Raw genomic sequence first — 22,872 nt, 5'->3', positions numbered from 1 at the left:
TTATAACACTAAGTTTTAGGAGTTGGTAATAAAAATAAGTATTTATTGTTAAATTTCAATTCTTACAAAAGTGTAATTTTCTTGTAAGCTAATTCGATAGTGGCTCCCTCCACTATCTTATACAATTAAGTCAGAAAGTAACAACAACCATTTGAAAAGGAGCGGATCTATATGATGAACAAAATGAAAAAGAACAATTTCTTAAATACAATGTGCATGGTATTCTCCGCTCTTATCGATGCAAAAGCTGTTGCTTCTACATTAAACAAGTAAGGAGAATTTATAATGAATAACATGACTTTTAATAAATTAGATTTTTTAGGACTAGCTAGCGGCTCGATTCTTCTTACTGCTTTCATTTACGCTGCTACGCTTATATAACTTAGTGTCCCCTTTCCCCTTTATATAAATAATAATAGAAAAGACGACCGTCTATGTCCGGTCGTCTTTTTAATTTTTTCTTTCCTTCAAGTCTTTTAAAAGCTGTATCAGTTCAGCTTGTTGTTTTATATTTTTACGACCGTTTCGATTAATTGCTGCAAGCTCGCAGGCAACTCCAGCAGCAAAGAAAAACAATAAACTTTCTAACATATAAAATCCTCCAGTTGCCTATTAAACAGCTTGACGCAATTGCTTTTCTTGCAAAATTTGTTTATTTATATTTTCTTCTTTTCTCTGACAAACATTATTACGAATAAGCGCTGCAATAACAAATAATGTTCCTACAATATCAAATGTCGTTATTTTATACCCTTGTATCATCATAATAACTAACGTAGTAATTGGCACAAAGTTAATAAATAAAATACCATTAATTGATGATAAGATTTTCACACCGTAGTTCCAAGCAAGTAGTGCTACGATACCTGGTAATGTCATCATAAATAACAAATCATACTTCACAATAGAAATCGTTTCCATACTTGGAACAGATACATATCCAAGCACTGTAATGACCACAGTTATAATCCCTGTGACAGTTGTACCCAATACACATGTCAAAGTAGAATAGCGTAATGTTGACCAATCGCTACACGTTTGACCACCCATCGTATAAATCACCCATCCTACAACACCAACAAATATAAATGCTAGCGAAAACATGTTATCTTTCAATGTTAAAAAGAAACTCATATCACCTTTCGTAATAACAAATATAGCCCCTACAAACGCGATAATCATGCTCGTTATCATATACTTCTTCGGCTTTATATTTTTATATCCCCATAAAATACAAATTGAAATCATCGGCATCAGTGCCTCCATAATAGAAGCTACCATTACACCTGATTTTCCCATTAACATTTGTCCTAGAAAAATTAATACATTATATACGGTAAACGCCATTGTTCCAAAAAAGACGAGTAACTTTCCTCTTCCTTCTAAGCGAAATGCTTTCTTTCCTTCTTTCATTAGCAATAATACAATCAATACGATCGCCACCGCTCCATAGCGAATAAGCGAAAAATAAAACGGATCTATGTATTCTAACGCATGATCAGCAACCGGAAACATCGCTCCCCATGACATACTTGCAATTAAACATGCCAAAGCACCTATTATCATTTGACCTTTTCTCACCACAATCCCCCGCTTCTTTCTATTTGCACAAAGAGAATTGTAAAAGAAAAAATATATCACGTAAAATGATTCAAAATGATGTTAACTATCATTTATAATGATAGTTAACATCAAGGAGGAGCATAAAATGGAATTACGAGACTTACAAATCTTCCAGAGCGTTGCCGACCGCGGTAGTGTAAGCGGCGCAGCAAAGGAATTAAATTATGTACAATCAAATGTAACCGCACGTATTAAACAATTAGAAAACGAGCTGAAAACACCTCTCTTTTACCGTCATAAGCGAGGCATGACTTTAACAGCTGAAGGAAGAAAAATGCTCGTTTACGTTCATAAAATTTTGCAAGATGTTGAAGAGCTAAAACAAGTGTTTTTAGATAGTGAAACACCATCTGGCATATTAAAAATTGGTACAGTCGAAACAGTCAGTACATTACCTACCATCTTGTCTTCTTACTATAAAAGCTATCCAAATGTCGATTTATCATTACAAGCCGGTCTAACGGAAGAACTTATTAGAGAAGTACTTGATCATCAATTAGATGGCGCCTTTATATCAGGTCCTATTAAACATCCACTAATTGAACAATACGATGTTAGTACTGAGAAATTAATGCTTGTTACACAAAATAAAGCTTTTCATATAGAAGAATTTACTACGACGCCCCTACTCGTTTTTAATCAAGGATGTGGATACCGTTCCAAGCTTGAACGATGGCTTAAAGATGAAGGTTTGCTACCAAAAAGAATTATGGAATTTAACATATTAGAAACTATATTAAATAGCGTAGCGCTCGGTCTTGGGATTACACTCGTCCCCCAGTCTGCGGTGCAGCACCTTTCTACAGCAGGTAAAGTCCACTGCCATCCAATTCCGGAGAAATACGGCAGTATTTCAACTGTTTTCATACGCCGTAAAGATAGTTACATGACCAATTCGATGCGCAGCTTTTTAAAAACAATTAAAGAGCACCATCATATCAATATGCTTTAAAAGACATTCTTACATGAATGTCTTTTTTTCTTACAAAAGTGTAATCCTCCCGTAAGCTAATTCGATAGTTGCAGGCGGCCATATTTCATATAATTAAGACAGAAAGCAGGGCAACAACAATTCGAAAAGGAGCGGATACGCATGATGAACAAAATGAAATCAAACAAATTTTTCAATACAATGGGCATGGTGCTATCCGCACTTGTCGATGCTAAAGCAGTTGCAACTACATTAAACAAATAAGGAGAGATTATGATGAACAACATTACCTTCAAAAAATCAGACTTTATCGGACTTGCAAGTGGAGCGACTCTTCTTACTGCATTCATTTATGCACTTGCTCAAAGTCTTATTTAACACTTTGTTTCCCCCAACCCCTTTATATATAGAAAAGGCTGCTCGTCTTATAGACAAGCAGCCTTTTAGTTTGTTTCATATATAATTTGGCCGGTTTTGCTTATATCATATCCACCAATTGCTTTTAATTCATTGTGAAACTCTTCAGATTGCAAAACCTCTTTTATAACCTCAATAAGTTCCTCATTTTCTTTATTCTTCAGAAGTACTAAATCATACTGTTCTTTCATTATTGGAATAAAGTCTACGTTCACAATTTGGGAAAACTTTTCTGATCCTACCCCAACATCAGCTTTTCCATTCGCGACTTGCGAGGCAACGCCAAGGTGATTCGATTCTTCCCATTCATACCCGTTAATATCTTCTTTACTTAATTTTTGAATTCGCAATTGCTCATCCACTAACACCCTAATACCAGAACCTTTTTCTCGATTTACAAATCGTATAGATGACTGAGCTAAATCAGCCCATGTTTTTATATTTTGTGGGTTTCCTTTTTGCACATAAAACCCAACATTTCTTGCTAATAAATTCATCATAATATATGGTTGTCCAACTAAAATACGTTTTACGTAAGGAACATTATATGTACCCGTTTCACCATCAAATAAGTGTAAACTAACGACGCTTCCTTCTCCCTGGTACATCTTCACTAAACTCGTTAAACTACCTTGATACGCTCTCAATATATTAGAATTTGGCAATCGATTTTCTATATGCTTTGCCAACATATCTAACGTTAGTTCTTGACCACTAATGATGCGTGTATTCGAACTACTAATTTCGTCCTTCTTTACAGGAGTAAATTGTACCTTCCCTGTTTTCATTTGCTTTATATATTGTTCTAAATCAGCTGCATCAATGCGCATTTGTCTACCAACCCTATAAGAAGGAAGTTCTCCTTTTTTAATTAGGTCGTATACAGTTAATTTTGATACTTTTAATTGCTTTGCTACTTCTTCCGTTGTGTAGGAATGATGATCCATAGACGATTCCTCACTTTCTTCCTTCATTGTAACAAAGAAAAGAATATTTCTCCTAGTTTTTAAAAACAACTATATCGTTCAAATTACATTCAATTATAACTAGTTATATTTAGTTATATTTAGTTATAATTAACTTAGTAAACGAAGGGAGATTTTTTATGAACAAATTTACTTTACGATCCATTGGGGTACTTATACTTTCTTTTCTTCTTATATTCAGTGTAGCTTGTTCAAGTGAAGAAAAGTCAGCTGCTAAAGAGGGAGAATCAGTGGAGCTGACTATATCAGCGGCCGCAAGTTTACAAGATGCATTAAAAGAAATTGAAAAGCAATATAAAGAGAAAGAACCAACTATTCAACTTTCTTTTAACTTCGGTGCTTCTGGTGCACTTCAACAACAAATTGAGCAAGGTGCACCTGCTGATTTATTCTTCTCTGCAGCAGAGGATAAATTCCAAACTCTTGTTAAAAAAGGATTTATTAATGAAAAAGAAGGGAAAAACCTTCTTGGAAATGAACTAGTTCTAGTCGTTCCAAAAGATAGTGCTCTTACAAAATTTCAAGATTTAAAGGATGAGAAAATCAAGAAAATCGCACTTGGTACACCCGAATCTGTACCTGCAGGAAAATATGCAAAAGCTTCTCTCACATATGAAAATCTTTGGAATGACGTTCAAAATAAAATCGTATTTACAAAAGATGTTCGCCAAGTGTTAACATATGTAGAAACAGGTAATGTTGATGCTGGTATTGTATATAAAACAGACGCTCTCGTTTCAGACAAGGTAAAAATTGTAGAAGCGGTAGCAGCTAATTCTCATGAGCCAATCCACTATCCTTTAGGTGTTATAAAGGAATCTAAGCATAAGAAAGAGGCGACTTCATTCTATGAGTATTTACAATCAAAAGATGCACAATCTATCTTTAAGAAATATGGATTTACAATCCTGCCATAATCGCTATGAGCTTTGATGCAATTTTGTCACCTGTCTTTCTATCCTTGCGAGTAGCTGCGTGCGCCACAATAATCGTTACGATCTTAGGAACGATTATTGGACGAGCATTAGCGCGCTCCTCGTGGCGATATAAAGTACTACTAGAAACTATTTTCTTATTACCAATGGTGCTTCCACCAACTGTTATCGGCTTTTTTCTAATTATCATTTTTGGAAATAACAGTCCCATTGGAAAGTGGATTGAATCATTATTTCAGCAGTCCATTATGTTTACATCTACTGCTGCTATCATTGCTTCTACAGTCGTTGCATTTCCGCTCATGTACCAATCAGCAAAAACAGGATTTTCTATCGCAAATGTACAAATTGAAGATGGCGCGCGCGATCTTGGTGCAAGTGAATATCAAGTTTTTCTACATGTTACACTCCCGCTTGCATTCCCCGCACTACTTAGCGGTATGATTTTAAGCTTTGTTCGCGCACTCGGTGAATTTGGTGCAACTTTAATGTTTGCAGGAAATATACCTGGCAAAACTCAGACAATTCCAACGGCGATTTATATGGCTATTGATGCGAGTAATATGCAACTAGCTTGGACACTTGTAATCATAACGATTAGTATGTCCCTTCTATTCTTACTATGCATTCAACTCATTAATAGAAGAATTACTACTTCTTAAAGCAACTTTCGACAAAAGTTGCTTTTTATTTCCCGGAAAATAAAATGATCTGATTAATAACTGAATTTTTCCCCTTATTTAAATATACATTTTATTTGAATTCACTTTCTAAAATAGGTAATTTCCTGTTATTATATGAAAGTGTTTCAAAAAATGAAGAAATGAAAACGCATTTATATCGTAAATTCTTCATCCTGTTTTAGCGATCGGTAATCTTCTACTCTATTAGTGGGGCATTACCGATCGTTAGAACGATATGTAATTATATTGGTATAGAAAACCGAAGGGAGTCTTGTAATGGACATTTTATTAGCGCTTCTTCCTGCAATCGCATGGGGAAACATCTTATTAGTAAGCGTAAAAATGGGCGGTGGTGCATATAGCCAAACGGTAGGTATGACAATCGGTGCTCTATTCTTCGCAACAACTATGTATGTATTTACTCAACCAACTTTAACAATGACAGTCTTGATTGTTGGCTTTATTTCAGGTTTATTCTGGGCTTTAGGACAAGTAAACCAATTAAAAACAGTTGAAAAACTAGGTGTTTCAACTACTGTAACTATTTCTACTGGTATGCAACTTGTTGCAACTTCTATCTTTGGGGTTATCGCTTTTCGTGAGTGGACTACTACTACAACGATTGTTCTGGGAACGATTGCAATCCTATTAATCGTAATTGGTGTAGTATTCACATCACTAGATGATAAAGAAAATGCACAGCCACCAGGACAATTGAAAAAGGGACTTCTTACTTTAATTGTTTCTACTTTCGGCTATCTTGTATATGTAATTATTATTCGTTGGTATAATATCGATGGTTGGTCTGCTATTTTACCACAGGCAGTTGGTATGTTCGTTGGTGCGGTTGTACTGACGTCTAAACATAAACCATTTAACAAATATGCAATTCGTAATGCTGTATCTGGTTTACTTTGGGGAACAGGAAACTTATTCTTACTTCTTTCATTACCACGTGTCGGAGTAGCGACAAGCTTCCCATTATCTCAAACTGGAATCGTTATCTCAACATTCGGTGCGATTGTCTTCTTAGGTGAAAAGAAAACAAAACGTCAATTGATCTTTATTGCTCTAGGTAGTGTTTTAATTATCGGCGGCGCTGTATTGCTTGGTATGACAAAAGCATAAATTCACACTATATTTAAACCCCCTGAAACGTATATGCTTCAGGGGGTTTTTTGATTACAATTATTTTCTAAATATAATTATTTACACGTTCTCGCTCTTTATGGTTTTTCTTCCATTCTAGCAGGCCATCGATACATAAAAATAGATTAATAATAGCTAATACTAACATGACGTATAAGCCCGTTGAAATATAAATCACAATGCTAACTATGTTATACAAAATCCATAAATGCCAATTTTCTAAGATTTTTCGGCTCAGCATAAATTGAGCTACTAATCCTAATACAGCGTTTAAAGCATCTAAATATGGACTTGTCGATTCTAAATAACGGACTTGATAATATCCCCAACCAATCCAAGCAACTAAAATAAAGAGTATATAAATAATCCATCCTTTCAAATCTAAGCGAACTGTCGGTTTTACCTTCTCCTCCCCACTACGCGCAACCCAGTAATACCAACCGTACACATTAAATATAAATTGGAAGGCTGCTAATACTGCCATTGCGTATAAGCCTTGTGTAGTGAAAATATACAGAAATACCGCAACTGTAATCATCCCAAATAAAAAGTTTGATACCTTTTCCCTTGCAAGTAACCAAACATTAATAATCCCCATAACCGATGCGAAAATTTCAATATAACTTGATCGGATATAGAACCCAACTAATATGCAAATAATACTAGAAATGAGTAAAAAAAGTGGACTTCTAACCATATTTATCTCTCCCTAGATATGTAATAAACTCCCTATCAACAGTATAAGAAATAACTCTTATACTTACTATAAATTTTCTCCTGTAAAACTCCCCACTCATCTATTCCACTTACGATAAGCCGTTTCTTTTTACAAAATTCTCTTAAAAATGGTATCGTTTTTTATAACATATTCTCATCAGAAAGGAATAAAGGATATGCCTAATAAACATCGAATTTTATTTATTGGTGCCGGTCGTATGGCAGAAGCTATATTTGCTGGACTACTTACAACAAGTAAAGAATACATCGAAGAAATTATTGTTTCCAACCGAAGTAACATAGAAAAACTAACGCAATTACAAACTCAATATGATCTATCGATTACAACAGATTGGAAACAGCATATTAAATCTGTAGATACAATCGTTTTAGCAATGCCGCCTGTCGCACATGAACAGCTATTAGCGGATCTATCCCCTCTTCTAACTAATCAATTTGTCGTGACAGTTGCTGCCGGAATCGGACCATCTTATCTAGAAGAAAGACTTCCCCAAGGGACACCTGTTGCTTGGATTATGCCAAATACAGCTGCTGGGATTGGAAAGTCTATCTCCTTATATACGACGGGACATTCTGTAGATGAAACACATCAAGAAACGTTACAACTTCTTTTAAAAGGTATCGGTACCTCACAGTTTTGTACCGAAGAGGAAGTTCACCAACTTACCGCAGTTACTGGTAGTGCACCCGCTTTTCTCTATCACTTTGCTGAAGGTTTAATTGAAGCAACGAAAAGCTATGGTATTGATGAGGAAACAGCAAAACACCTTGTCATTCAAATGATTGCTGGCTCTGCCGCTATGCTCCAGCAAAATCAGGATCCAGCTATGCTCCGTGAACAAGTAACAACACCAGGAGGTTCAACGGCTGAAGGCTTAAAAGTTCTATATGAAAATAATTTTTCAGAAGTCATTCAACAAGCAGTTGAAGCGACCAATAAAAAAGCTAGGGGGAATTAATATGACTTTAACAAGTTTAAACGACTATACAACATTACATAACGGCGTGAAAATGCCTTGGTTTGGCTTGGGTGTTTTTAAAGTTGAAGATGGTACAGAAGTAATTGATTCTGTAAAAGCAGCTATAAAAAATGGATACCGTAGTATCGATACTGCTGCGATATATAAAAACGAAGAAGGCGTTGGACAGGCAATTCAAGAATCTGGTATTCCTCGTGAAGAGTTATTCATCACTTCAAAAGTGTGGAATAGTGATCAAGGTTACGAGTCAACACTACAAGCATTTGAAACTACATTAGAAAAATTAGGTCTAGAATATTTAGATCTATATTTAGTACATTGGCCTGTAAAAGGAAAATACACTGAATCATGGAAAGCTTTAGAGCAGCTTTATAAAGATGGTCGTGTTCGTGCTATCGGTGTGAGTAATTTCCATATTCACCATTTGCAAGACGTATTTGAAATTGCAGAAATTAAACCAATGGTTAACCAAGTGGAATACCACCCACGTTTAGCACAAGAAGAATTACATGCCTTCTGTAAAGAACATAACATCCAGCTTGAAGCTTGGTCACCATTAATGCAGGGGCAGCTACTTAATCACCCAACATTACAAGAAATCGCTACGAAATATAATAAATCGACTGCACAAGTTATTTTACGTTGGGATCTACAAAATGAAGTTGTAACAATCCCTAAGTCTATTAAAGAACACCGCATTATTGAAAATGCAAACATCTTTGACTTTGAATTAAGCTCGGATGATATGAAAGCAATTCAAGCTTTAAATGAAAATCATCGCGTTGGTCCAGATCCAGATAACTTTAACTTCTAGTAGGGAAACCACTGCCATATGCAGTGGTTTTTTTATTTTTAATAAAACTGAAAATTTAAACTATATTCCATTTGATTGACACTTCATTATCTAAGGTGTAAGATTTTGAATTATCAAAGAAACACAAAAATTAATAAAATTTATTTGTTTACTCATTGTATCAAGAGAGGTGGAGGGACTGGCCCTTTGAAACCTCGGCAGCAGGTTCATTTTGAATACTGTGCCACTTCCTGCAAGCTTTGTGCTTGAAAGATAGAATGAGGGACTTCGTTTATATACGGGTGCATAACTTGTACGTAAAAATCCCTCTTTTTCAATACGAAAAGAGGGATTTTTTGTTTTTCATTTCCCTCATCATCATCCAATCTTATTAACTATTTAGGAGGAAAATCAAATGAAAAAGAAGTTTGTACCCGGTATTGCATCAGTTGTAGGAGTAAGTATTTTATTATCTGGTTGCGGTAGTTATAAAAACGAAGCGAGCGGAGCAAATGCAAAAGATGAGGCACCTAGTAAGCAAGTTTTAAACTTATCTTCACCTACTGAGATTCGAACAATGGATACGGCTCGTGCTACAGATACTGATTCTGGTCAAGTAATGAGAAACGTATTTGAAGGTTTATACAATCTTGGTGAAGGTAATAAACCTGTTCCTGGCGTTGCGAAATCTCATGAAGTAAGTGCTGATAAAACGAAATACACATTCCATTTACGAGATTCAAAATGGTCGAACGGCACACCTGTAACAGCGAAAGATTTTGTCTTCGCTTGGCAAAGAGCTGTCGATCCAGCAACAGCTTCTGAATATGCTTTTTTATTCCTGGATATTAAAAACGCTAAAAAAATTAATAGCAAAGAACTCCCATCCGATCAACTTGGTATAAAAGCAGTTGATGACCATACGTTTGAAGTAGAATTAGAGCGCCCTGTTCCGTATTTTATTAGCTTAACGGCGTTCCCAACATTTCTACCAATCAACGAGGAATTCTTTAAAGCACAAGGTGATAAGTACGCTTTAGAAGATAACAAAATCTTGTACAACGGAGCTTTTACACTAAGCGATTGGAAGCATGAACAAAGCTTTAAATTTAAGAAAAACCCTACCTATTGGGATAAAGATAATGTCAAACTCGAAGAAATCAATTTCAACGTTGTGAAAGAGAAATCAACAGAAGTAAATTTATTCGAATCCAAACAATTAGACCGTATAAAACTAACATCTGACTTCGTTGATAAATATAAAAAGGATGCTAACTTTAAAGAACGTCCGAACGTAGGGGTACAGTTTTTACGTATGAATCAGCAAAACAAAGTACTTCAAAACGTTTCTGCACGCCAAGCAATCGATCAAACAATTGATCGAAAATCTTTTGTAAATACGTTATTAAATGATGGCTCTACACCAACCTTTAGTCTCGTGCCGAAAAACTTCGCAAAAGGGCCTGATGGAAAAGACTTCCGTACTGCAAACGGCGATTTAACAAAAGTTGATACAACATCTGCACAAGAATTATGGAAGAAAGCAAAAAAAGAACTTGGTTCTGAAAAGATAACATTAGAATTATTAACAAGTGATGGTGACCTTGATAAGAAAACTGGTGAGTTCCTAAAAGGACAACTAGAAAAGAATTTAGATGGCTTAACGGTAAATATAAAACCGCAACCACGTAAACAACAAGTTTCACTCTTATTAAAAGGTGACTACGAGATTGGAATTGACGGTTGGAGCCCTGACTTTGCTGATCCAATTACATTCCTTGAACTATTTACGACGAATAACCCTTACAATTTAGATCATTACTCTAATAAAGAGTTTGATGACACAATTGAAAAAGTTAAAACTACTTTGGCTGGTGATGAAAAAGCTCGCTGGGAAGCGTTACTAGCATCAGAAAAAATCTTATTTAAGGACTCTGTTATCGCTCCTCTTTACCAAAAAGGAGAATCTTATTTAGAGCGTTCTTATGTGAAAGGCATTGTGCAAGTAGACTTTGCAGGTCAATTAAACTTCAAATGGGCAAAAATTGAAAAATAAAGTGAAACTTTAATCAGCCCTCACCAATCGGGCTTTTACGGGCAGTTGATCCCCCCTAACTTCTTTGCTTCACTGAATTTTGAGGTGAGGATCTTACTGCCCGTTAATGCGGGATAAAATGCAACTCAGATCATTGTGTTCCCACCCACACCCATTGTTTTTTTAGCAAAATATATTAAAAGCAGATTCCCTAATATGAGGAAATCTGCTTTTTCAATATATTATTCCAAGAAATTAACACTCCACTTTTTATTATTGACATATAGTTCTTTCCAGTGTTAATATTCTAAATAATCAAATAAACGAAATATTTCACCATCAAAATGTAATGTCTACTAAGTTGAAACATATAACGATAGATTATAGTTCAACATGTATATACATATAGAATACCTGATTACCTATATGCACATATTTATAATAGGTTTTCTCTCCTTCTATAGCTACACTTCAAGACATGGACATTATGACGTTACGAACAACACATTTAGGGAGGAAAGAACAATGAAGAAAAAAGTTGTACCTGTTGTTGCATCTGTTTTAGGGGCAAGTCTACTACTAACTGCTTGCGGGGGAAATAAAGATAATGCAGGCGGAGCGAAAGCGAACGATAAAGCACCTGATAAACAAGCGATTAACTTATCATTTGCTTCAGAAATTCCAACAATGGATGTTGCAAAAGCGACGGATGGGGAATCCATGAACGTAATGAGAAATGTTTTTGAAGGCTTGTATGCAATGGGAGAAGATAATAAACCAATCCCTGGTGTCGCTGATTCAGTTGACATTAGTCCAGACAAAACAAAATATACATTCCATCTTCGTGATTCGAAATGGTCAAACGGTACTCCTGTTACAGCAAAAGATTTTATTTTCGCTTGGCAACGTGCCGTTAACCCTGAAACAGCTGCTGAATATGCATTCTTATTCTTTGATATAAAAAATGCGAAACAAATAAACCAAAAAGAAGTAGCAATCGATCAATTAGGCGTTAAAGCTCTTGACGATAAAACTTTAGAAGTACAACTGGACCGCCCTGTTCCCTACTTCTTAAGCTTAACGACATTTGCAACATTCTTACCAATCAATGAAGAGTATTTAAAATCTCAAGGCGATAAATACGGTTTAGAAACAAATCATTTAATTTACAATGGTGCTTTCACATTAGATAACTGGAAACATGAACAAAGCTTCCAATTGAAGAAGAACCCTAACTATTGGGATGCTAAAACTGTAAAACTAGAAGAAATCAACTTCAATGTCGTTAAAGATAAATCTACAGAAGTTAACTTATATGATTCAGGACAAATTGATCGTGTTGCTTTAACTGCGGAGTTTGTTGATAAGTATAAGAACGATTCCAACTTCAAGGAACGCGCTGAAGTCGGTATCCAATTCTTACGACTAAATCAGAAAAATGCAGTATTAAAAAATCAACATACACGCCTCGCTATTAACGAAGCAATGAATAAAAAAGCGTACGTAGAAACAATTTTAAATAACGGTGCAATCCCAGCAGAAGGAATGGTTCCTGCGAAATTCGCAAAAAGTCCAGACGGTAATGACTTCCGTAAAGAGAATGGAAATCTAGTCAAAGATGATGTGAAATCTGCAAAAGAAAACTGGAAAAAAGCGAAACAAGAACTTGGTACTGACAAAGTAACAATTGAACTATTAACAAGCGATAATGCTTTAGCTAAGAAAACTGGCGAATATTTAAAAGGTGAACTAGAAAAGAATCTAGATGGATTAACAGTGACTTTAAAACCTCAACCACGTAAACAGCAGTTAAAACTACTATTAAGTGGTGATTACGAAATCGGAATCGATGGCTGGGGCCCTGACTTCGCAGACCCTATTACATTCTTAGATCTATTCACAACAGATAGTGCTTATAACTTCGATAAATACTCTAACAAAGAGTACGACGAGCTTATTCGTAAAGTAAAAACTGATTTAGCTGGTGATGAAAAAGGTCGCTGGGAAGCAATGAAGCAAGCTGAAAAAATCTTATTACAAGATGGTGCTGTTGCTCCTTTATACCAACAAGGTCGTTCTTACCTACAACGCGGATTTATTAAAGGACTTGTAACAACAGACTTCGGCGGTGAATTTAACTACAAGTGGACAGAAGTTGCAAAATAATAAACACTAGTAAAAAAGGTATCCCACGAAGGATACCTTTTTTACTTTATGCTTCTTTAACTACAGAACTTCCCCTCTTTACTATCACTTTTATACCTATAGTGATTCCCGCTACCAATTGTGTAACTAGTATAATAAGTAATAATGAAATAATATTTTCCGCTAAATTAACTCCACCAAATATTATTGTGTAATAACCATTCGCTGCATATGTTGCGGGAAATAATTCACCGATCGTTTGATATGTTTTAGAAAGCATTGCATGTGGTACCATGACGCCCGAACTTACAAGTTGTAAAGAAAGAGAGATAATGTTGAAAAGCATACCTGCATTTCCAAAGACGGTAATAAACATTTGCGTTAATGAAAGGAATGCAAAGAAGACGATTGCTTGAAACATCCATATATTCCATACCGTTTCTTGTACTTCAATGTGGAACCCTTTCATCAGGCCCATTGTAATACATGCAATTAAAATTGATACTGTACCGTTAATTATTTGTCGGGATAAGAAATTACTCCAACCACCCTCCACTTCTTTTGCCACTTTCGATAATTCCATACTCATAATCATTGCTCCTACAAATGAAGCTAATACAATCATAAGTGGTACCATATTAACGGAAAACCCTTTTGCATCATTTACTTTATGAACTGTAAAGCCAATTGAATCTGCTGTTAAGCCTTTCATCACTTCTACATTTTCATATCCTACAGCTTGTAATTTTCCAACAATCTCTTGTTTTTTATAACTTGCTATCTCCTTATTTACATTATCTCGAATTTGTTTTGCTGCTCCTTCCATCATTTGTTTCGCCATCATGGCATTCGCTTGATTAATGTGGAAGTTTAAATTTGTTTTTCCCGCTTCATTTATATCTTTTGAGAAAGAAGCGGGAATTTCAATAATCATATCGTATGCATGATTGTTCATTTCCTCTTTGGCTTTTTCCATAGACGTTTCTTTTTCTGCTTGAAACGGTAAATTTTTCTGTAAACCTTCCGCCATTTTACTACCTATATTTGCATCCCCATTTACAATCGCAATACGCATTTGATTGGCCCGTTCATTCACTCCATCGTATGCTGTTAACCACACACAAAAGAAAATAAGTTGGAATGATAACGCAACTACCATTCCTACATACGTACCTGGTAATTTTAAAAATTGCTTTAATATATTCATCTTCTCAATCTCCTAATTAGCAAGCAAGTACACACTTGCATTTCATTTCAAATAAATACTAGGGCCTCAATGCCCTAGCATATAAGATGATATTATTCTCAATAAAATTCTCATTATCAATTTCTGTCAGTCGATTTGCAAATCGTAATTTAGATAAGAAATAACCAAAATTGATCCATATAAAATTCATTACTTGTGCTTCAATATTCGTATTAATAATCTTGCCCTGTTCCTGCATCTTTGTAAAATAAATCATTAATTCCGTTTTTAATCCTTGTGGTATTTTTGCAATTTCCTCGTCTAATTCAGGGAATTCCCCAGCCTCACGTATACCAATAGAGATAATATCTTTTACTTCATTCAAAAATTTATGATAATGCCTTGCTAAGTTCTTTAAATCCGTTTCTAATTCCCACACAATTTCTGTTTGCAAAAATTGTTTTAAATACGGTATATATGAAAATTCGGCAACCGCCGCTTCAATAACACCCTTCTTACTTTTAAAATTGCGGAATATCGTTACTTCATTAACACCAGCACGCATTGCAATTTCTTTCGTTGTTGCTGCCGTATATCCCTTTTCTTTCACTAATTCAATCGCTGCTTGAATAATTTTTTCTGCTGTCCTTGAGCGCGCCATAAAATCCTCTCTTCCTCATGCAAGTGATCACTTACATTTAGATTATATACTTTTTCTAATAATTGTCAATAATCCTCTTTCCCATCTTTTTGTATTGAACCAAAACTCATCATAAATATAATCATAAACATCAAATATGTTTTCCACGTCAAAGAAGGTATATGCCCTGACCAAAGATAGCTAATTAAATAGTTAATTCCCATAATACAAGACGATACTACTAAACTAATACTTATTAGTTTTACATATTTGAGCATACCTTTTCTCCTTACTTTTTACTTTTCTATTTCTTCAAATTGCAGATTCACCGGCTCTTCTAGGAGTGTTTCATAAAAGTTTTCTGCCAAATCTGTTGAAGGAATTTTTTCATCCACTTCATCAAAACGAATACTATCTAGCCAGACACAGCCTTCTCCTGATAATAAAACACCAAATGCAATACCAAGTGCTTCTTCTTTTATATCTAGTACAACCGAGTATGATTGCCAGTTATTCGTATTTTTAATTGGACGATTTTGCATGTTATCCATAGCAATAGGCTCTGTATCTTTTCCGTCTACTCGCATCCACAATCCTGCCCAGTCTTTTACATTTTCACTCTTAATAAATGCTGTTAAACGCAACCTCTTACCTACATATTTATCCGCTCGGAACATTTGCATTAGTGTTGAAAACCCTCCGTGTGTAACGTTCTCTTTTCCTTTTATATATGCAGATACTTTTCCTTGATGAACAACTTCGTAATCTAAACCCATCTCATATTCAGCAGGATGACTTCCACTTAATACCCATCCTTTCGGTATACCTTTTCCATTAAAACGCCCTCTCTTTCTATATAAAATGACTGGAAATATTTCCGATATTTTTTTGGTGGTAATTGAAACATTCTTTTAAAAGCTCTAGTAAATGCCTCTTGTGAGGAAAAGCCATTTTGCACTGCAATATCAATGACTGCTCTTTCAGTCGATACTAAAGCCTGTGCAGCATGAGTTAATCTTCTCTTACGAACATAATCCGTTACACTCATCCCAATATAACTTTGAAAAATACGATGAAAATGGTACATCGATACTGCCCCGTGAAATGCCACTCTTTCTGTTGTAAGCTCTTCATGTAAATGATTCTCTATATATTCGATTGCTTTTTTTATCATCTCTTTATATTCTTCATGCATTTCAGTACCTCCTTACAACTTCAATTTACCATATACATACAAATCATTTTTGATTTAAATTGCGGATTAATTCTTAAAGCTATAAGTAAATAATTTATTTTCAACACATACATAATTACATGAAATTGGGAAAAACTTGTATAGAACAAATTTACATAAGGAGGAATTTATAATGAGAATTTTACTATCAATTTTATTAGCTCTTATGCTAGTACCTGCATTAACAGGATGTAAAGCTCCTGCAAAAGAAGATACAACTTCTAATAAGAAAACGACTGAAGAAGCAAAAAATGAGGCCCCTGCAGATTTAAAACTAAACTTTAATGAATTTGATTTAAAGGCAGACTATCAAGATACGAAGAAAGACTACGAAGCTGATTATAAAAATGTAGCAGCGGATAAGAAAATGGAAGCAAAAATTGAAGATCATAAAACAGATGTAAAGTTCACAGGCGACGAAGCTATTACAAAATTAAGCCCTCTTCTACAAGAATTAAAATTCGATAAAAACACACCAGATCAAGAAGTAATTGATCAAGTAGTAAATGTATTCAAACTTGATAAAGACTACCAAAAATTCGATTTAGAAGTTGTCTTCTCTGATGGAACGAAAAAAGAATATAAAAGAGAAATAAAATAAAGAAGTAGGCGGTTGCCTACTTCTTTATTTTTTAATTTTTACGTATCTTAGTTCTGGACTAGAACCGATAATGAATTGGACGCCAGATACTGATGATTTTTGTAAATATGAAGAGCTTGGGAAAATAATTGGGATTAATGGTGTATCATCAAACATAATATCTTCTGCTTTATGCAATAAGTCAAAACGCTTATCTTCGTTTTGTTCAACTTTTGCCTCTTTTACTAAAGCATCAAATTCTTTATTATGCCATTTTGCATAGTTGTTTGGACCATCACCTGCATATAAATCTAGCTTAGTAATCGGATCCAATAGAGAGCCGCCCCATCCCATATAAGCTAATTGGAAATCACTTTGCTTATATGTGTCGATGTAACTCTTCCACTCTTTATTTTCTAATTTAATATCTACACCAAGATTTTTCTTAAACATTTCTTGCATTGCTTCTGCTACTTTTTTATGTTGTGTATCTGTAGTGAATTTTAATGTTACTTCAGGTAATGTAGACCAACCTTGCTCTTTCATGCCCTCTTCTAATAATTTTTTCGCTTCTGCTGAATCGAATTTTACGTAATCGCCTTTTTCTTTACGGAAATCACGACCACCTTGTGTTTTTGCCCCTTCTGGAACAAAAGCATATGCTTCTTGTGCATTATTTTTATACAGTTTTTCAACGATAAACTTACGATCAACCGCTAATGAAAATGCTTTACGTACTTTTGCATTTGTAAACGGCTCTTTTTCTACGTTAAACGAATAAATATAAGATGAGAATCCTGCAACACGCTTATATTCTTTGTTTCCTTTTTCTTTTTCAATCATCTCTTGTGGTAAGCTACTTAGCAAATCTAATTCTTTTGACTTGTACAATTGGTACGCTGTTTTAGAATCTGGAATAATACGAAACTCAATTTCTTTTAATGTTACCTTTTTATCATAGTATTCTTTATTTTTTTGTACTGTAATAGCTTGGTTATGCTTCCATTCTTTTAACGTGAATGGTCCGTTCGTAATTAACTCTTTTGGATCTGTTTTTAATTTATTATTATCATCAATTGATTTTTTAGATAATGGAATAAATAATGAACTTGCTAATTTTTGTTTAATAGAAGCAACTGGGTGCTCAAGTGTTACCTTTAATGTTTGAGGATCAACGACTTGAATACCAACTTGTCCTTCTTCACCTTTTCCAGTATTATATGCCTCTGCTCCTTTAATAAAATACATTTCTGTCGCATTCATAGAACCTGTTTTCGGGTTTAATAATCGCTTCCATGCGAACTCAAAATCATTTGCTGTAATTGAAGAGCCATCTGACCATTTAATATCTTTCTTTAAATGAATTGTATATTCAGTTCCATCCGCATTTACTTCTTCTTTCTCTGCCAATTCATTTTGATATTTCCCATCACTATCTTGCGTATATAAACTTGAAAACAACTGTCCAATTATGTAACCTGACGTGCTATCTGTCGCAATGGCAGAATCAAGCGTATACGGATCACTGCTAATATTCGTTACTAATCGATCCCCTTCTCCCTTACCAGCACTCGCCTTTTGCGTCTCTTTCTTACCGCAAGCAACAGAAGTGATCGCTAAAACAGTCATAATGACAAACAGTAAAAACTTCTTCATCCTACATTCTCCTTTAACCTGAAATTTTTGGTGTTGATGCTAATAATGTTTTTGTATAAGAATGTTGTGGATTACGGAATACTTCGTCCGTATATCCAAATTCAACAAGTTCTCCTTTGTATAAGACAGCCACTTTTTCACATAAATAGTGAACCATCGGTAAATCATGTGCGATAAATAAATATGTATAGCCTTGTTCCTTTTGAATTTTTTGCAGTAAATGTACAATTTGGATTTGCAGTGAAACATCTAATGCTGAAATTGGTTCATCAAGGATTAATACTTCTGGCTCACATAATAGCGCTCTTGCAATGGCAATACGTTGACGTTGTCCTCCGCTAAATTCGTGTGGATAGCGATCAATATATCGTCTATCTAATCCAACACGCTCTAGTGCATCACCTGCGACTTTATCTTTCAATCCTTTATCGCCTAAACCGAATGAAATATAGCCTTCTGTTACAATATCGCGTACTTTCCAGCGCGGATTTAATGCAGCTGTGGAATCTTGAAAAATGAACTGTACTTTCTGCAAGAAATCCCGCTTATGAGCTGACTTCAGCTTGTGAACAACTTGACTGTTATAATCAATTTCACCAGACGTTGGACGCTCGATCCCAGCTATGAGCTTACCAAGTGTTGTCTTTCCAGAACCACTTTCTCCAATAATGCCAAGCGTTGTTCCTTTTGGGATAGAAAGTGATATACCTTTTAACGCTGCGATTTCTTTATTTTTACTTCCATACGTTTTCGTTACTTGCTTTACAGTAATTAAATCTGTTGTCATGAGGCATTCACCCTCTCTTTTGATTTCGCTTTATTATGCTCCAGAATATGCTGCCAGCAATGTGAACTATGCTCCTCAGAATATGTTGTTCTCTCTGGGAAGCGATGAATACATTCTTTTATCGCTACAGGACAACGATTCACAAACGGGCATCCAAAACTATTTAACGTTTCAATTGAAGGTGTTGTTCCCTCAATTGCTCTAAGTACCTTTTCTGAATCATCCATATTCGGAATTGCTTGCAATAAACTTTTTGTGTAAGGGTGCTTAGGTGAGCCAATTACTTCTTGAATCGTTCCTTTTTCAACAACACGTCCCCCGTACATAACTACTACTCGGTCAGCTACTTCACGTACAAGTGCCAAATCATGTGTAATTAATAAAATACTCGTATTTTGTTTTTCCTTTCTTTCTTTTAACAACTCCATAATTTGCTTTTGAATCGTTACATCTAATGCTGTTGTAGGTTCATCTGCAATAACGAGCTTCGGGTGACAAGCAAATGCAATTGCTAAACAAATACGCTGCCTCATACCTCCGCTCAACTGATACGGGTATTGTTCAAAGCGTTTCTCTGCTTCAAGTATCCCTAAATCATTTAGTAAGTTAATTGCAATTTCTTTTGCCTCTTTTTTCGATTTCTTTTCATGCTGCACAATTACTTCTGTAATTTGTCTTCCAACCTTCATCGTCGGATTTAAAGATGAAAGCGGGTCTTGAAAGATAAAGGAAATATCTTTCCCGCGAATTTGATTCCATTCTGATTCTTGTAAATCCGTTAATTCCTTTGATTGGAAAGATATATTTCCATCATCAATATGAATCGATTCTTGATTTAAGCCGATAATTGATTGTGCTGTAACACTTTTCCCTGAACCACTTTCTCCGACAAGTGCAACTATTTCACCTTCGTTAATAGAAAAGGAAACATGCTTCACAATTGCTTGCTTACTATTCTCTTTTTCAACGGCCAACGTTACGTTTTCTAAAGATAAGATTTGTGCCATGTTTTTTCTCCTTTCGATTACGTTTTACGATTTTCGGATCAATCGCATCTTGCAAACCATCACCAATCGCATTAAATGCGAACATGATGAGTGCAATCATGATTGCCGGGAAGAAAAGTTGCCACCACTCTCCGCTTAGTAACGTCCCGAGTGCATCGTTTGTCATCGTGCCCCAGCTCGCTGCTGGTGATTGTACTCCAAGTCCGATAAAACTTAAAAATGATTCTGAGAAAATAGCTGCTGGAATTGTAAATGATAAATTTACGATAATAATCCCTGTTAAGTTTGGAATTAAATGTCCGTATATAATTTTCATATGAGGTGTACCTAATCGCTCTGCTGCAATAACAAATTCTCTTTGTTTCAATGAAAGTACCTGCGCCCGAATGAGACGTGCCATGCCAATCCATCCCGTTAACGCAAGAGCTATAATAATTGTAAAAAGTCCTGGTTTCATAATGATTAATAGTAAAATAACAATCAGTAAATATGGGATACCGTATAACACTTCAATCCCTCTTATAATCCACTCATCAATTAACGTTCCAAGACGATTACGTCCTCTCACATATCCACTAAAGCCACCGATAAGTACACCAAGCCCTATATCAAGAGCTGCTGCTACCAATCCAACTGTTAATGAAATTTTCCCACCAGCCCAAGTACGCGCCCAAATATCTCTCCCTAAATCGTCTGTTCCGAACCAATGCTCACTACTAGGCGGTAAATTAGTTGCTTCTTTTACTTGTTCACTCGCAGTAAATGGCGTTAAACTTTCGCCAATAAGCGAGAAAACAATAATTAGTAATAACGTCACTGCCCCTAAAACTGCTATAGGGTTTGATATAAACTTGCGAAACACTTCCTTTTTCCGGCTAATCGTTTGCTGATCTTTATTTATCGTTAATTCTTTTTTCTCTTCATTCGTTAATAACTGGTCATTAATTTCATAAGCCCCCATTTAAACATCACCCTCCTTACGTAATAGAACGAATGCGCGGATCAACAATACGATGAATGATATCTGTAATAAAAATACATACAATTAATAGCGCACTATAGAAAATGGTTGTTCCCATAATCACCGGATAATCTCGGTTGAAAATACTGTCTACAAAATATTTTCCTAAACCAGGAATTGAAAAGATTTTTTCAATAACGAAAGTCCCTGTTAAAAGTCCAGCCATTAATGGGCCAACAAATGTAAGTACCGGAACAATCGCATTTCGAAGAGCATGTCTTATAATGATTTTCTTAATTGGTATACCTTTCGCTCTCGCTAGCTTAATATAATCACTCTGCAACACTTCAATCATATTAGAGCGAATAAATCTTGTAATAACTGCGATTGGCCCGAGCGCTAATGCGAAAGAAGGTAATACAGTATGCTCAAACGTTCCCCAAGACGCCACTGGCAAGAGTTCAAATTGGATGGCGAATACTTGTATAAATAGTGGTGCTAAAATAAAACTAGGAATAGAAATACCGAGAATCGCAAGCAAGCTCACACTATAATCAATCACTTTCCCATGATATAGCGCGGCAAATGTACCTGCGGCAATTCCGACTAACAATGAAATAACAAGTGCTTGTAAACCAATAATTGCCGACGGTCCAAAACCAGTTGTTATAATTTCCGATACACCTTGACCTGTTGATTGAACAGATTCACCAAAATCAAAATGAACTACCCCATCCAAATAAGCAACATACTGATTCCATAACGGTTCATCAAGGTGATACTTAGCTCTCATGTTTTGTATCACTTCTTCAGGAAAGATTTTCGCATCTGACGAAAATGGATCCCCTGGAATAATATGCATAATTAAAAATGTTACTGTCGTAATGACCCATAGCGTAAACACCATAACCGATAGTTTTTTAATAACATACACTTCAATAACCCCCTAAACAAATGAATTTACTTTGTTTTATTGACATATTTGTTCCCATTACTGCTTCGCCACTTCTTAAAACACAAAAAGCCTTGATCTTAAAAAATAAGATCAAGGCTTAATAAAACTATGCCCATCACTTATCTTGCAAGACTTGCTTGCTGGAATTAGCACGGTGTTCTATTACAGAACCCGCTGCTGAGGTGTCATAGGGCCAGTCCCTCTACCTCTCTGGATAAGTAAATTGCTATATTATTATTTGGTTCAAATTGTATATTTTGAATTATAATTCTGAAAAAATGAAAAGTCAATCAAATTGGATATATTTAGAAAAATAAGTTTTTAATGACGTTAGTTATCGAAATTACAGTCTTTCACTTTATAACCCCTTCGATAATATTACCGGACAAACTATTTCCGAATTTCACGAAGAGCAAAAAGTATTAGTATGCGAAGATGAAGACTGAGATGG

The 22,872-nt window shown here is 35.2% G+C and carries 23 protein-coding genes, 2 pseudogenes and 2 riboswitches; of the genes and pseudogenes, 12 read left to right on the top strand and 13 right to left on the bottom strand.

Annotation, left to right across the window (positions count from 1 at the left end; genetic code table 11):
* The first annotated feature begins 285 nt into the window (after window positions 1-285).
* Window positions 286-381: a DUF3948 family protein gene (locus B5P42_RS22435; protein ID WP_002124767.1), complete on the top strand. Its 96-nt coding sequence runs from the start codon at window positions 286-288 to the stop codon at window positions 379-381.
* Window positions 382-450: 69 nt separating this feature from the next.
* On the opposite strand, the gene B5P42_RS22430 is transcribed toward B5P42_RS22435, so the two are convergent.
* On the bottom strand, window positions 451-591 hold the full coding sequence (locus tag B5P42_RS22430; protein WP_002063481.1) for a YrzO family protein: 141 nt from the start codon (window positions 589-591) through the stop codon (window positions 451-453).
* 21 nt (window positions 592-612) lie between these two features.
* Window positions 613-1,581 (bottom strand): DMT family transporter, encoded by a 969-nt coding sequence (locus B5P42_RS22425; RefSeq protein WP_113735264.1) that lies wholly within the window; start codon window positions 1,579-1,581, stop codon window positions 613-615.
* 127 nt (window positions 1,582-1,708) lie between these two features.
* On the opposite strand from B5P42_RS22425, the gene B5P42_RS22420 reads away from it, so the two are divergent.
* Window positions 1,709-2,575 (top strand): LysR family transcriptional regulator, encoded by an 867-nt coding sequence (locus B5P42_RS22420; protein ID WP_002063480.1) that lies wholly within the window; start codon window positions 1,709-1,711, stop codon window positions 2,573-2,575.
* 255 nt (window positions 2,576-2,830) lie between these two features.
* Entirely contained in the window at window positions 2,831-2,932 is a 102-nt protein-coding gene (locus tag B5P42_RS22415; protein WP_113735263.1) for a DUF3948 family protein, read from the top strand.
* A gap of 65 nt (window positions 2,933-2,997) precedes the next feature.
* On the opposite strand, the gene B5P42_RS22410 is transcribed toward B5P42_RS22415, so the two are convergent.
* Window positions 2,998-3,945 carry a substrate-binding domain-containing protein gene (locus tag B5P42_RS22410; RefSeq protein WP_002009921.1) on the bottom strand — a complete coding sequence of 316 codons (948 nt, stop codon included), beginning with the start codon at window positions 3,943-3,945 and terminating at the stop codon, window positions 2,998-3,000.
* 131 nt (window positions 3,946-4,076) lie between these two features.
* Here B5P42_RS22410 and modA point away from each other — a divergent pair, with 131 nt between their 5' ends.
* From modA to B5P42_RS22395, 3 genes are all read left to right on the top strand, one after another.
* Entirely contained in the window at window positions 4,077-4,874 is a 798-nt protein-coding gene (gene modA / locus B5P42_RS22405; RefSeq protein ID WP_113735262.1) for a molybdate ABC transporter substrate-binding protein, read from the top strand.
* A 5-nt stretch (window positions 4,875-4,879) separates the two neighbouring features.
* Window positions 4,880-5,554 carry a molybdate ABC transporter permease subunit gene (gene modB / locus B5P42_RS22400; protein ID WP_002029397.1) on the top strand — a complete coding sequence of 225 codons (675 nt, stop codon included), beginning with the start codon at window positions 4,880-4,882 and terminating at the stop codon, window positions 5,552-5,554.
* 297 nt (window positions 5,555-5,851) lie between these two features.
* Window positions 5,852-6,703: a GRP family sugar transporter gene (locus B5P42_RS22395; RefSeq protein WP_002140141.1), complete on the top strand. Its 852-nt coding sequence runs from the start codon at window positions 5,852-5,854 to the stop codon at window positions 6,701-6,703.
* Window positions 6,704-6,770: 67 nt separating this feature from the next.
* On the opposite strand, the gene pnuC is transcribed toward B5P42_RS22395, so the two are convergent.
* Window positions 6,771-7,421: a nicotinamide riboside transporter PnuC gene (gene pnuC, locus B5P42_RS22390; RefSeq protein WP_113735261.1), complete on the bottom strand. Its 651-nt coding sequence runs from the start codon at window positions 7,419-7,421 to the stop codon at window positions 6,771-6,773.
* A gap of 196 nt (window positions 7,422-7,617) precedes the next feature.
* Here pnuC and proC point away from each other — a divergent pair, with 196 nt between their 5' ends.
* From proC to B5P42_RS22370, 4 genes are all read left to right on the top strand, one after another.
* On the top strand, window positions 7,618-8,421 hold the full coding sequence (proC, locus tag B5P42_RS22385; protein ID WP_002091431.1) for a pyrroline-5-carboxylate reductase: 804 nt from the start codon (window positions 7,618-7,620) through the stop codon (window positions 8,419-8,421).
* A 1-nt stretch (window position 8,422) separates the two neighbouring features.
* Window positions 8,423-9,256, top strand: coding sequence for an aldo/keto reductase (locus tag B5P42_RS22380; RefSeq protein WP_002063472.1), 834 nt, complete (start codon window positions 8,423-8,425; stop codon window positions 9,254-9,256).
* A gap of 154 nt (window positions 9,257-9,410) precedes the next feature.
* Window positions 9,411-9,515: riboswitch (SAM riboswitch) on the top strand.
* A gap of 135 nt (window positions 9,516-9,650) precedes the next feature.
* A complete protein-coding gene (locus B5P42_RS22375; protein WP_113735260.1) occupies window positions 9,651-11,291 on the top strand; it encodes a peptide ABC transporter substrate-binding protein in 1,641 nt (546 codons plus the stop codon).
* 504 nt (window positions 11,292-11,795) lie between these two features.
* Window positions 11,796-13,436 carry a peptide ABC transporter substrate-binding protein gene (locus B5P42_RS22370; RefSeq protein ID WP_113735259.1) on the top strand — a complete coding sequence of 547 codons (1,641 nt, stop codon included), beginning with the start codon at window positions 11,796-11,798 and terminating at the stop codon, window positions 13,434-13,436.
* A 46-nt stretch (window positions 13,437-13,482) separates the two neighbouring features.
* On the opposite strand, the gene B5P42_RS22365 is transcribed toward B5P42_RS22370, so the two are convergent.
* From B5P42_RS22365 to B5P42_RS22350, 4 genes and pseudogenes are all read right to left on the bottom strand, one after another.
* Window positions 13,483-14,622: a YhgE/Pip domain-containing protein gene (locus tag B5P42_RS22365; protein WP_113735258.1), complete on the bottom strand. Its 1,140-nt coding sequence runs from the start codon at window positions 14,620-14,622 to the stop codon at window positions 13,483-13,485.
* A 58-nt stretch (window positions 14,623-14,680) separates the two neighbouring features.
* Complete coding sequence (locus B5P42_RS22360) at window positions 14,681-15,262, bottom strand: TetR/AcrR family transcriptional regulator (protein WP_113735257.1); 582 nt, start codon at window positions 15,260-15,262, stop codon at window positions 14,681-14,683.
* Between the two features lie 65 nt (window positions 15,263-15,327).
* Window positions 15,328-15,519, bottom strand: a complete 192-nt coding sequence (locus B5P42_RS22355) for a hypothetical protein (RefSeq protein ID WP_113735256.1) — start codon at window positions 15,517-15,519, stop codon at window positions 15,328-15,330.
* A gap of 18 nt (window positions 15,520-15,537) precedes the next feature.
* Window positions 15,538-16,436 (bottom strand): annotated as a pseudogene (locus B5P42_RS22350) (helix-turn-helix domain-containing protein).
* A 172-nt stretch (window positions 16,437-16,608) separates the two neighbouring features.
* Here B5P42_RS22350 and B5P42_RS22345 point away from each other — a divergent pair.
* A complete protein-coding gene (locus tag B5P42_RS22345) occupies window positions 16,609-17,076 on the top strand; it encodes a YusW family protein (protein WP_001221531.1) in 468 nt (155 codons plus the stop codon).
* Between the two features lie 24 nt (window positions 17,077-17,100).
* Here the strand turns inward: B5P42_RS22345 and B5P42_RS22340 are convergent, their stop codons facing one another.
* From B5P42_RS22340 to B5P42_RS22320, 5 genes are read right to left on the bottom strand one after another with little or no spacing between them, the layout of a single operon-like run.
* Window positions 17,101-18,711 carry a peptide ABC transporter substrate-binding protein gene (locus B5P42_RS22340; protein ID WP_113735255.1) on the bottom strand — a complete coding sequence of 537 codons (1,611 nt, stop codon included), beginning with the start codon at window positions 18,709-18,711 and terminating at the stop codon, window positions 17,101-17,103.
* 13 nt (window positions 18,712-18,724) lie between these two features.
* Entirely contained in the window at window positions 18,725-19,498 is a 774-nt protein-coding gene (locus B5P42_RS22335; RefSeq protein ID WP_107888037.1) for an ABC transporter ATP-binding protein, read from the bottom strand.
* Window positions 19,495-20,505: an ABC transporter ATP-binding protein gene (locus tag B5P42_RS22330; RefSeq protein WP_113735254.1), complete on the bottom strand. Its 1,011-nt coding sequence runs from the start codon at window positions 20,503-20,505 to the stop codon at window positions 19,495-19,497. Before B5P42_RS22330 ends, B5P42_RS22335 begins: the two co-directional genes overlap by 4 nt.
* Window positions 20,462-21,466, bottom strand: a complete 1,005-nt coding sequence (locus B5P42_RS22325; protein ID WP_002139910.1) for an ABC transporter permease — start codon at window positions 21,464-21,466, stop codon at window positions 20,462-20,464. The genes B5P42_RS22330 and B5P42_RS22325 overlap by 44 nt, the downstream gene beginning before the upstream one ends.
* 16 nt (window positions 21,467-21,482) lie before the next feature.
* On the bottom strand, window positions 21,483-22,400 hold the full coding sequence (locus tag B5P42_RS22320) for an ABC transporter permease (RefSeq protein ID WP_113735253.1): 918 nt from the start codon (window positions 22,398-22,400) through the stop codon (window positions 21,483-21,485).
* Window positions 22,401-22,537: 137 nt separating this feature from the next.
* Window positions 22,538-22,642, bottom strand: a riboswitch (SAM riboswitch).
* Between the two features lie 132 nt (window positions 22,643-22,774).
* Between B5P42_RS22320 and B5P42_RS31785 the strand changes: the two are divergent.
* Window positions 22,775-22,867 (top strand): annotated as a pseudogene (locus tag B5P42_RS31785) (DUF3951 domain-containing protein); the annotation flags it as partial.
* Window positions 22,868-22,872: the final 5 nt, after the last annotated feature.

It is taken from the genome of Bacillus sp. SRB_331 (assembly GCF_003264175.1).
GTDB classification, from domain to species: domain Bacteria; phylum Bacillota; class Bacilli; order Bacillales; family Bacillaceae_G; genus Bacillus_A; species Bacillus_A mycoides.
The sequence above is the reverse complement of the archived record's forward strand: the minus strand, read 5'-3'. Positions and strand labels throughout refer to the sequence as shown.